Source organism: Methylocella sp. (genome assembly GCA_037200525.1).
Classification (GTDB): domain Bacteria; phylum Pseudomonadota; class Alphaproteobacteria; order Rhizobiales; family Beijerinckiaceae; genus Methylocapsa.
On sequence record JBBCGG010000001.1, the window covers coordinates 2,755,618 to 2,766,629 of the forward strand.

The following is an 11,012-nucleotide window of genomic DNA, read 5'->3' on the forward strand; positions in this document are numbered from 1 at the left end:
TGACGCCGCAAACCTTGACGCAGAAAGCCTCGATGCTCCCGGCTTTCGCCGTGGAGGCCAAGAATCCGCTCACCGAGGCGGAGCGGTTCGACTGGCTGCGGCTGTCCCGCAGCGATAATGTCGGCCCGCGCACGTTTTCCGCTCTCCTGAGCCGTTATGGGAGCGCCGCCGCGGCGCTCGAGGCTTTGCCGGGGCTGATCGCCAGCGGCAAGCCGATTCGCATCGCGACTATCGCGGAAGTCGACCAGGAACTCGAGGAATTGCGCCGTTCAGGCGCGGTTCTGCTCGGAGTTTACGAGCCCGACTATCCCGCGCTGCTGCGACAAATCAATACGGCCCCGCCTCTCATTACCGTGCGCGGCGATCTTTCGTCGCTGCGCCGCTCCAAGGTTGCGATAGTCGGTTCGCGCAACGCCTCGGCGGCGGGGCTCGCTTTTACCGAGCAGATTTCGCGCGGCATTGCGCGGGCCGGGCATGTCATCGTTTCTGGACTGGCGCGAGGGATCGACGCGCGGGCGCACCAGGCGGCGCTGGAGACGGGGACGATCGCCGTGCTGGCCGGGCGGATTAGGCAATATTTATCCGGCCAATCACGCGGCTTTGCTGGAGCGCCTGCTGGAGCATGGCGCCGCGATCAGCGAAATGCCTTTTGCCTGGGAGGCGCGCGGCCGCGACTTTCCGCGACGCAACCGCATTGTCGCCGGGCTCTCGCGCGGAATCGTAGTCGTTGAGGCGGCGCGCCGTTCGGGTTCGCTGATCACTGCGAGTTTTGCCGCCGAGCAGGGCCGCGAAATCTTCGCGGTTCCCGGCTCGGCGCTCGATCCGCGCGCGGAAGGCCCGAATGATCTGTTGCGCGATGGCGCGACTTTCTGCACCAAGGCGGAGGATGTGCTGGACGCCTTGGCCAATCAGAATCTCTCGCCGGACCATCGCCTTGGCTTTTCTGAACCGGATTTTTCGAACCAATCTTACGTCCCGCTGTGGGACGAACTCGATCTGCCCGAACTTGCTGGCGCCTCTCCCTCGGGCCCCTCGATCGATGACGGAGCCTTTTTGGCCGAAATCGACGCGATTGAGGAGGAGTTTGCGCCGCCGCTCGATGCGGCGCCGGCCATCCCAACGCGGGAAGAAGTCGCAATGCGCGTTATGGAATTGTTGGGGCCGACGCCGGTCTCCGTCGACGAATTGATCCGCGCATCGGAGGCCCCGGCGCGGGAGGTTCGAACTATTTTGTTCGAGCTTGAACTCGCCGGCCAAATCGAGCGCCATGGCGGCGATCTCGTTTCGCTGATTTAAGCCGGGGCTTAGACTTCCTCGACATCCATGCCGCCGTTGGCGAGAAAATTTTCAAGCCAATGGATGTCATAGAGGCCGTTTTGGATGTCGGAGTTGCGAACCAGCGTCTGAAATAAAGGAATGGTCGTGTCTATGCCGTCGACGATGAATTCGTCGAGAGAACGCCGCAAGCGCATCAGCGCTTCGTTGCGGGTGCGCCCATGCACGATGAGTTTGCCTACCAGCGAATCATAGGTCGGCGGGATTTTGTAGCCGGCGTAGACCGCGCTATCGACTCGAACGCCAAGGCCGCCCGGCGGATGATAATAATTGATTGTGCCGGGCGAGGGCCGAAACGACGCCGGATGCTCGGCGTTGATCCGGCATTCGATCGCGTGGCCGCTGAAGACGACTTCCTGCTGGGTTAGAGCCAAGGACGAACCGGCCGCGATCTTGATCTGCTCATTGACGAGATCAACGCCGGTGATCATCTCCGTAACCGGATGTTCCACCTGAATCCGCGTGTTCATCTCAATGAAGTAAAACTTGCCGTCTTCATAAAGGAATTCGACGGTGCCGACGCCCATGTAACCAAGCTCGCGCATGGCCTTGGCGCAGATTTCGCCGATTTCGAGCCGCTGCGAGCCATTGAGAGCGGGCGAGGGGCCTTCCTCCCAAACCTTTTGATGGCGGCGTTGCAGCGAACAATCGCGCTCGCCAAGATGAATGGCTTTGCCGCGGCCATCGCCAAGGACCTGGATTTCGATGTGACGCGGCTTTTCGAGATATTTTTCAAGATAGACGGCATCGTCGCCGAACGCCGCTTTGGCTTCTAGCCGCGCGGTCTCGAGCGCGGATGATAGCTCGTCGGCGCTGCGGGCGACCTTCATGCCGCGTCCGCCGCCGCCCGCGGCCGCTTTGACAAGGACTGGAAAGCCAAGCTCCTTGGCGATCGCCAGCGCCTCGACGTCGTCCGTGATCGCGCCAGGAGAGCCGGGGACGCAGGGGATGCCAAGGCGTTCGGCCGTGCGCTTTGCTTCGATCTTATCGCCCATGATCCGGATATGCTCCGGCTTCGGGCCGACGAAAACGATGTGATGGTCGGCAAGGATTTCCGCGAAGCGCGCGTTTTCGGCAAGAAATCCATACCCTGGATGCAGCGCTTCGGCGCCGGTGATTTCGCAGGCCGCGAGCAGAGCCGGAATGTTGAGATAGGACAGCCGCGCGGCGGGCGGCCCGAGGCAGACAGATTCGTCAGCGAGCTTCACATGCATCGCGTCGGCGTCGGCGGTCGAATGGACCGCCACCGTGGCGATGCCAAGCTCTTTCGCGGCGCGGAGTATCCGCAACGCGATCTCTCCGCGGTTGGCTATGAGAATCTTTTCGAACATCTCAGTTCACCGGAAGCGCGGCTGTCATTCGATCACAAAGAGCGGTTGGCCGTATTCCACGGGCTGCCCATCCTCGACCAGAATGCTCGTCACCGTGCCGGGGCGCGGGCGCAACGATTTCATTGAACGTCTTCATGGCCTCGACAAGAAGGAGTTTGTCCCCGGCCTTTACCTGCGAGCCGATTTCGACGAAAGGCGCCGCCTCGGGCGAAGCGCGGAGATAGGCCGTGCCGACCATCGGCGATTTGACGGCTCCAGGCGCGCTAACTTCGGCGGCGGCAGTCGCCCCCGCGGGCGCGACTGCCGGAGAGGCGGCGGCGGTAAGGGGCTGAGCTGCAGCGACCGTCAGCTGCCGCGCGACGCGAACTTTGAGGTCGCCATGCGCAACTTCGATCTCGGAAAGCCCAAGACGCGTAATAATTTTAGCCAGCGTCTCGATAAGCTCGGTATCGATCGCGCTCGCAACAGAATTCCCGGCCGGTTTAGGCCCCGTATATTTCATTTTTATCGACTTTCGCTGGCCGTCGCGCTGGCGATGCAGGCTTGCAGCGCGAGATCGTAAGACAAAGCGCCAAAACCCAGAATCACGCCTTGTGCGACAGGAGAAATATAAGAACGATGGCGAAAGCTCTCCCTGGCGTGGACATTGGAGAGATGCACCTCAATGACTTTGGCCCTTGAGCCCTTGATCGCGTCCTGGAGCGCGATTGATGTATGCGAATAGGCGCCGGCGTTTAAGATAATAGGCTCCCCGGCGAGACCTGCTTCCTGCACCCAGCTCACCAGATCGCCTTCGTGATTGCTTTGGCGAAAATGCAAAACGGTCCCGCGCGCCGCGCAAATGGCTGAAAGACGCGCCTCGATCGCTGCGAGCGTCTCGGAGCCATAAAGCTCTGGCTCCCTCGATCCGAGAAGATTGAGGTTTGGCCCGTTCAGGACGTGGACGGCTTTCATGATGGACTCGGCGGCGGAAAACAAATTCGAGTCGCATCCATAGCCGGGATCAAATTGCAATGAAAGCCTAAGCGTTAGGGGAAAGTCCTGTCTATCCTCACAACAAATTTAGAGGTTTTGGCAGCAAAGCTAGGCTCAAGCCAACGGCGACGTTGGCCGGAGAGGCGCGGGAGTAAAATGGCCCGCGCCGCAGATCCTTTCATCAGCGCTTAAGCAAGAGACGCCGAATGTGGACCCTCGACGGATCTTGTACATCATCACCGATTTAGACGGCGAATCGTCAAGCTTTAGAGGCCTGAAACCTTGGGCTTGGACAGAGCGTCATTCGCTGGCGAAGCGGCTGTCGGCCGTGGTTGCAGAATGAGCGTTTCGTTTGCCGCCGGGTCGAGAGGTCGCGGCCGGAACGCTTCGGCCACCGTTTTGGCCATCGCGAGATCCGCAGCAGACAATTTGAGCGCCACATCGTCCCGCCTCCGTCCGGCTTCCGCATCGCCCTTTGCTGCTGCAATCGAGAACCATGCATAGGCTTGTTCATAATCCTGACGAAGCCCCAATCCGCGCTCCAGAAGAATCGCCAGATTGAACTGGCTGTCGCGAAGGCCAAACGCTGCGGCCTTGCTGAACCAGATCGCGGCGGCGGCGTAGTCTGGCTTTTCATCCACGCCATCGGCGGCCAAGACGCCGAGATTATGCATCGCGCGCGCGTTTCCATGTTCCGCCGCCTCAAGATGGAGGGCCTGCGCGCGGGCCGGATCGCGGTCGACCCCGAGGCCCTTTTCGGTCAGCACGGCGAGCCGATATTGCGCCGCAGCAATGCCTTGCTCGGCTGCCTTGGCGTAATATTGCGCGGCGAGGGTTATGTCTCGCGCTCCGGTGCGGCCATCGGCCAAACGGCGGCCCAATTCGAATTGCGCCGCCGCGTCCCCGGCGTCCGCTTGATTGCGCAGATCCTCAACAGCCATTGCAGCGAGAGCCGGCGCCAAGAGAGGGGCGTTAAGCGCCGGCGCGGAAGAGGCGGCGTTGGTCCAGTTCGCTGCGCTGCGGCCGATGGCGCCAACGATGATCGGGTCGCTCCCCGCGATGGCTCGCGTCGCGGGCGTCTCGCTGGGTTGCGAGGAATCCGGGGGACCAGCGAGCGGCGCAGGCGCAACCGGCGAAGGATCAAGCAGACCTGAATTGATCAGACTTTGCCGAGCGGAATTCCGCCGATCCGAAATTGGATGGGCAGGCGGAGCTGAATCCGGCGTCGCCCGTCGCGTTGCTGCTGCGGCCGGCGTGGGGCCAGGATCGGTAGAAACCGCCACCCCTCCGGCCGTGGAGGCGGTATCGCGCTCCGCGCTTCTGCCTAGAAGCTTTGTAAAAGACGGCGCGGTTACTGTTCCATGGGAGACGGCTTTCGCCAGGGCATAAGCGCCCAAAGCAAGACACAACGCGGCCACGCTTAAGATAAGCGGGCGTTTATGAGCGCGAAAAAAGCCGTTCTGTCGCCCCGCGTCCTCGGCCGCTGCGACGGCGCGAGATGCGTTCGCCTCCATCTTCGCCGCCTTTGCAGCGCGTCGCGCGGCGGCGATGAAGTCAGCGCGGCCGGCTCCCCTTTCGCGCTCCTGCGCAACCGTCGTCCGCTCGTCAAAAACGCGAGCTCCGGCCGGGTCGCGCCGCCGCGAAAAACCGCTGCCCGGCTCGATCAGAAAATCGACCGAGTCGTTGGCTTTTGCGGCGGTTTCCACGCCATGTTCGGACTGTCGTGGGCCGGGGCCGTCGAATAATCCCTGAGAAGCGCTCACTGGGCCGAAGCTTTCCCCGCCCCTGAAGGGAGCCGCCTCGCCAGCTCGTCCGTTTAAGGCGTCAGAATGAGGGGAGCCGTTTTGCCAGCCGTCATTTTGGGGGCGCTCCACGCGCGGCGCGAAAATCGGAGCCAAACTTGAGGCCAATAAAGGGCCGAAGTTATTCGGCCGCATCTCGCCAAGACCGGCTTCCATCTTGGTCAAACGTTCGGCGACTTTCCCGACGGTTTCCTGGACGGCGTTTAAGGCGAGGTGAATGCGCCGGTCTGCTTCATCCCGCTCGGCGCGGAGGTCGGCGATTTCGCGCGTCACCCGGTGATCATCGCGGACGCCAAGGTCATGCCGGTTCGCCCCGGCGTCGGGGTAGAGATCACGTCCGGCCTTGGCGCCCCCGGCCCCGCGTGAATCTTCAAGCTGCTGGAACAGAGACGCGATCAACTGCTCGAGGCTTGTTAACGACGCAAAACCCGCCTCGGCCCCATCGAGACGTTTGGCGATCTTCGTCATTTCCAGCTGTAGCGCTTCGATCGCGGGATCGCTCGCCTTCGGATCGCGCACGGCATCGATTTTTTCAGCGAGCGTTTGAACCAAATCTTTGATCCCGCCCGTCTCGGCGGAGGTCGCCGCCAAGCCGGCCTCGAACTTTGCGGTGAGGCGCCGATGCGCCGCCTCGATGTTTTGCGAAAGCGCGTCATAATCGCGAGGCTGGGCGGTGTTGGCGATCGCCTCCTCGGCCTTACGCGTCAAGTCGTCGAGCTGCGCTTCGAGCTTTCCCGTCGACAGAGGGCGCGCGGCGATGTCCGTCAAGAGATCGCGGATTTCTTCGGTCTGCTTCTGCATCTGGGCAAACGCGGCTCCATCGACCAAAGGACTGCGGAGAGTTTCTAGCTTGCCGCCGATCGCCCTGATCTCGCGTTCAAGTCGTCCAATCGTTGCGGGCGCGTTTTGCAGGGGTAGATCGGGGCCGGGAGCGTCGCGGTTGGCCGGACTTTGGTCTGCATTCACGAACGCCGGAGCGCGCCCTGCCGCAGCCGGCGCGCGATGCCTAACGGAAATCTGGAGCTTAGCTTCGAGTTCCTTCAACGCCTCCTTTAGAAACCTGCTGCTGTCGTCGTCGGCGTCACGGCGCAGGCGCAACTCCAATTCGTCGAGCTTATGGCTCAACTCCGCGTAAGTCTCCCATTCGGCATCGCGTTGCATGTCGCTGGCGACAGCATCGGCGGCAGCGGTCTCCGCGCGCGGCCTTGCGACGGCGGTAAGGCTTTGCGCAACCTCGACGGAGGCTAGGTCAGCGCCGCTTCGAGTTGAAAGTTGGGCAGCTACGCGGCGCAGCCAATCGCGGGGCGCCGCTCCTGGCCGGTCGACTGCTCGACGGGCGAACACGCCGCGATCGGCGCCATGGATTTCGATGCTGTCCGCGGCGCCCGCGTTCGGCTTGTTCATGACGTAGTCCGCTGCGATCGCTGACGTTCCAAGGCTGCCCCAACGCTAATCAGATTGCATTTTCCGGCGACGAATCGCAGTCGCGCGCATGGGTCAGCCGCGACTCCTTCCAGACATTCGAAGCCTTTGGTGAACAATGCGTTAATTATTGCTCGGTCCGCCGCCACTACCGGTCTCCATCGCCGCGTCCTCATCCGAGTGCTCGCGGAACTAGTTGTATATTTTTATGATACACTTTTAAGTGGCAAAAGAAACTCAAGTTTGGTATTTTTTATCAATGCTTATTTATCAGTGATTAGAGGGGCATTCCATGGATACAAATCCCGCCTGGAGCAATCAGCATCTTCCGGACCGGCCGCATCGCAAGCATCAGCCCTTGGCGCAAACGTCCCGTCCGGCGCGGCGCATCGCCACGGCGCCAAACGGTCAGCACCATTCGCGAGATGGCGGAAATTTTTGGCGTCAGCATCCGAGCCCTACGCTTTTATGAAGATCGCGGCCTGCTTCAACCAAGGCGGGAAGGAGCCGCGCGTTACTACGGCGCGCGCGAAAAACTCCGCCTCAAAATGATCGTGAAGGGAAAACATCTTGGGTTCACGCTAGCTGAGATCCATGACATGCTGTCGTCGCGCAAAGGGGCGAGTTCAAAGCCGGCCGGGGCGCGCGATTTCGAGGGATGGAGCCGCGACGAGGCAAACCTGGAAATGGGTCTGGCGCCAGCGCAAATCATTGCCCAAATCGACCATCTCGAGCGGCAACGCAGGGAACTTGACGCCGCCATCATCGCTTTGCAGACCGCGCATCGACGCCTTCTCGAATCGCCGTATCGCGCCTCGATCGCATAAATCGGAGTCGCGGGCGGAAGCTCCATTCTGCTGCCGAAAAGGGCAAAGAGTTCGCTGGGAGGCCTTCCAAAAAGGCGCAGTAATGCTATCTGGAATTTAGCATAGGTTGCGCTCCAGCTCTCGCGAGCCGGCGCCCAGTCTGCGCATCCGCAAGCGGGGAAATTATATGTCGAGCTATAAAGCGCCGATTGGAGACGTTTTATTTCTCTTGCACGATGTTTTTGACATCGCCCGCTACGGTAATTTGCAAGGTTTCGCCGACCTGACGCCAGATGTGTCCGAGGCTGTCCTGTCCGAGGCGGGCAAACTCTGTGAAGGAGTGCTGCAGCCTCTTAATCAGATCGGCGATCGGGTGGGTTGCGCCCGGCAAGAGAATGGCGATGTGCTGACGCCGCCGGGCTTCAAATCGGCCTATCTCGCTTTCACAGGCGGCGGATGGGTCGGATTGTCGGCTCCCGAAAATTTTGGCGGCCAGGGGCTGCCATACACCCTGACAGCCATCGTCAATGAATTCGCCAGTTCCGCGAACATGGCTTTGGCGATGTATCCCGGCCTTAGCCAAGGCGCGTTGGCGACGTTGCTGGCCCATGGGACCGAGGCGCAAAAAGAGATGTTTGCGCCAAGACTGATCAGCGGCGCCTGGTCGGGCACCATGAATCTGACCGAACCCCATTGCGGCACGGATGTCGGCTTGCTGAGGACTAAGGCTACGCCGAACGACGATGGCTCTTACGCCATCACCGGGCAAAAGATCTTTATCTCATCGGGCGAGCATGACCTTGCCGAAAATATCATCCACCTAGTGCTCGCCCGCATCGAGGGGGCGCCCTCCGGCGTCAAAGGCATTTCGCTGTTTGTCGCGCCGAAATTCCTGATCGAGACCGATGGCTCGCTCGGGGCTCGCAACGCCGTCGCCTGCGGCGCCATCGAGAAGAAGATGGGAATTCACGGCAACTCCACCTGCGTCATGAATTATGATGGAGCCACAGGCTGGTTGATCGGCGAGCCGCACAAGGGTCTCAACGCGATGTTCGTCATGATGAACGAGGCGCGGCTCGGGGTCGCAATTCAGGGCTTGGCGATTTCCGAAGTCGCCTATCAGAACGCAGTCGCCTACGCCAAGGATCGTCTGCAGGGCCGCTCAATGTCCGGGCCGAAAAATCCGGACAAGCTGGCCGATCCGATCATCGTGCACCCTGATATCCGTCGCAATCTGATGGAGATCCGCGCCTTCAACGAAGCCGCCCGCGCGCTCGTCATTTGGACGGCCCTGCGCAGCGACGTCGCGCATCGCTCGGGGGATAAGGACGCGCAGGCTGCGGCGGTCGATCATCTGGGTCTGCTGACTCCGGTGCTGAAAGGCGTGCTTACCGATTTTGGTTTCGAAAATGCGGTCAAGGCGCAGCAGATTTTTGGCGGCCACGGCTATATTGCCGAATGGGGCGTGGAGCAGTTCGTCCGCGATGCGCGCATCGCCATGATCTACGAGGGCGCGAACGGCATCCAGGCGCTCGATCTCGTCGGCCGCAAACTCGCCAAGGACGGCGGCCGCACCGTAATGGCTTTTTTTGCCGAAATCAAATCCTTCATCGAAGATAATGAGGCGGACCTTGGCTTAAAGCTCTATCTCGATGGCCTGCGGCGGGGCTCGGGCCATCTCGAAAAGGCGACGCTCTGGTTCATGCAAAACGCAATGGCGAAACCTGAGAACGCCGGGGCTGGCTCCTATGACTATATGCGTCTCTTTGGGCTGGTCGCGCTCGGCTTCATGTGGGCCAAGATCGCCAAGGCGGCGCAGGCGAAACTGGCGCGAGGCGAGGGCGACGCCGCTGCTCTTGAAAGTAAATTGCTGACGGGGAGATTTTTCATGGAGCGCATGATGCCGGAAACGAGTGTGCGCCTCGCCCGCATAGAAGCCGGCGCCGACACGGTGATGGCGCTGGCACCAGAACAGTTCTAGGCTTATGCGCTGGGCCTGCGCTCTCCTCGATGTCACAATATTGAAAGAGAGATGCGCTTTGTCTCGAGCGCGCGCGAAGAGGATAGCATGACCGAAGCCTTCATCTATGACCACGTGCGCACGCCGCGCGGACGCGGCAAGTCGGACGGCGCATTGCACGAAGTCTCGAGCCTTGCGCTAGCCGCCACGGTTCTCGGCGCGATCAAGGATCGCAACGCACTCGACGTCAGCTTCGTTGACGATGTGATTCTCGGCTGCGTCGATCCCGTCGGCGAGGCCGGCGGCAATATCGCCCGCGCTGCGGCGCTGACCGCGGATTATGGCGATGAGGTTCCCGGCGTTCAAATCAATCGCTTCTGCGCGTCGGGGCTCGATGCGGTTAATTTCGCGGCCGCCCAAGTCATGGCGGGGGCAGCATGATCTCGCCATCGGAGGCGGCGTCGAATCGATGAGCCGTGTCGGCCTTGGCGCCTCGGGCGGCGCGTGGCCTGTCGATCCATCGATCGCGATCAAATCCTATTTCATGCCGCAAGGCGTCTCCGCCGATCTCATCGCGACGAAATACGGCTTCTCCCGCGATGACGTCGATGAATATGCGGTAATGTCGCAACAACGCGCGGCAAGCGCCTGGACTAACGGCCATTTCAAAAGGTCGATCGCGCCTGTGCGCGACGTGAATGGCATTACGCTGCTCGATCGCGATGAACATATGCGGCCATCAACCGATATGCAGTCTCTCGCCGCGCTAAAACCGTCGTTTACCTTGATGGGCGAACAAGGCGGCTTCGACGCCGTCGCGATCGATGCGCATCCCGAAGTTGAAAGAATCATCCATGTCCACCACGCCGGCAATTCGTCCGGCATTGTCGATGGCGCCGCCGCTGTTTTGATAGGTTCCGCGAAGGCAGGGCAGGCGACTGGCCTAAAGCCCCGCGCCAAAATCAAGGCTTTCGCCAATATCGGCTCGGAGCCCGCGATGATGTTGACCGGCCCCGTCGACGTTACAAGAAAACTTCTGGCGCGCGCCGGAATGAACCTTGGCGACATCGATCTCTTTGAGGTCAACGAGGCCTTCGCCGCTGTGGTGTTGCGCTACATGCAGGCTTTCGATCTCGATACGACGAAGCTCAACGTCAATGGCGGCGCGATAGCGATGGGCCATCCGCTCGGTGCGACCGGGGCGATGCTGCTCGGGACGGCGCTTGATGAACTGGAGCGCAGCGGCAAAGCGACGGCGCTTATTACACTGTGCATCGGCGCCGGCATGGGCACCGCGACGATCATTGAGCGGGTTTAAAGCATGATCCCGAAAAGTTGCAGACTTTTCGGATGAGGTCATGCGTGAAAACATGCTTTAGAA

Annotated in this window: 6 protein-coding genes and 3 pseudogenes; 4 read left to right on the top strand and 5 right to left on the bottom strand. The window is 61.1% G+C overall.

Annotation, left to right across the window (positions count from 1 at the left end):
- The first annotated feature begins 32 nt into the window (after window positions 1-32).
- A pseudogene (gene dprA / locus WDN46_13475) lies at window positions 33-1,296 on the top strand (DNA-processing protein DprA).
- 8 nt (window positions 1,297-1,304) lie between these two features.
- Here dprA and accC read toward each other — a convergent pair.
- From accC to WDN46_13500, 5 genes and pseudogenes are all read right to left on the bottom strand, one after another.
- Window positions 1,305-2,666: an acetyl-CoA carboxylase biotin carboxylase subunit gene (accC, locus tag WDN46_13480; protein MEJ0094405.1), complete on the bottom strand. Its 1,362-nt coding sequence runs from the start codon at window positions 2,664-2,666 to the stop codon at window positions 1,305-1,307.
- Window positions 2,667-2,690: 24 nt separating this feature from the next.
- Window positions 2,691-2,759: a hypothetical protein gene (locus WDN46_13485; GenBank protein ID MEJ0094406.1), complete on the bottom strand. Its 69-nt coding sequence runs from the start codon at window positions 2,757-2,759 to the stop codon at window positions 2,691-2,693.
- Window positions 2,728-3,168 (bottom strand): annotated as a pseudogene (locus WDN46_13490) (biotin/lipoyl-containing protein). The gene WDN46_13485 and the pseudogene WDN46_13490 overlap by 32 nt, the downstream one beginning before the upstream one ends.
- A 2-nt stretch (window positions 3,169-3,170) precedes the next feature.
- A complete protein-coding gene (gene aroQ / locus WDN46_13495) occupies window positions 3,171-3,620 on the bottom strand; it encodes a type II 3-dehydroquinate dehydratase (protein MEJ0094407.1) in 450 nt (149 codons plus the stop codon).
- 287 nt (window positions 3,621-3,907) lie between these two features.
- Window positions 3,908-6,847, bottom strand: coding sequence for a hypothetical protein (locus tag WDN46_13500; GenBank protein ID MEJ0094408.1), 2,940 nt, complete (start codon window positions 6,845-6,847; stop codon window positions 3,908-3,910).
- A 443-nt stretch (window positions 6,848-7,290) separates the two neighbouring features.
- On the opposite strand from WDN46_13500, the gene WDN46_13505 reads away from it, so the two are divergent.
- The 3 genes and pseudogenes from WDN46_13505 (at window position 7,291) to WDN46_13515 (ending at window position 10,949) form a co-directional block, all read left to right on the top strand.
- A complete protein-coding gene (locus WDN46_13505; protein MEJ0094409.1) occupies window positions 7,291-7,692 on the top strand; it encodes a MerR family transcriptional regulator in 402 nt (133 codons plus the stop codon).
- A 166-nt stretch (window positions 7,693-7,858) separates the two neighbouring features.
- Complete coding sequence (locus WDN46_13510) at window positions 7,859-9,652, top strand: acyl-CoA dehydrogenase C-terminal domain-containing protein (protein MEJ0094410.1); 1,794 nt, start codon at window positions 7,859-7,861, stop codon at window positions 9,650-9,652.
- An 87-nt stretch (window positions 9,653-9,739) separates the two neighbouring features.
- Window positions 9,740-10,949: pseudogene (locus tag WDN46_13515) on the top strand (acetyl-CoA C-acetyltransferase).
- Window positions 10,950-11,012 lie beyond the last annotated feature (63 nt).

Coding starts and splice junctions, on each gene's coding strand:
- accC (MEJ0094405.1), bottom strand. CDS start 2,666: ATGTTCGAAAAGATTCTCATAGCCAACCGCGGAGAGATCGCGTTGCGG.
- WDN46_13505 (MEJ0094409.1), top strand. CDS start 7,291: ATGGCGGAAATTTTTGGCGTCAGCATCCGAGCCCTACGCTTTTATGAA.
- aroQ (MEJ0094407.1), bottom strand. CDS start 3,620: ATGAAAGCCGTCCACGTCCTGAACGGGCCAAACCTCAATCTTCTCGGA.
- WDN46_13510 (MEJ0094410.1), top strand. CDS start 7,859: ATGTCGAGCTATAAAGCGCCGATTGGAGACGTTTTATTTCTCTTGCAC.
- WDN46_13500 (MEJ0094408.1), bottom strand. CDS start 6,847: ATGAACAAGCCGAACGCGGGCGCCGCGGACAGCATCGAAATCCATGGC.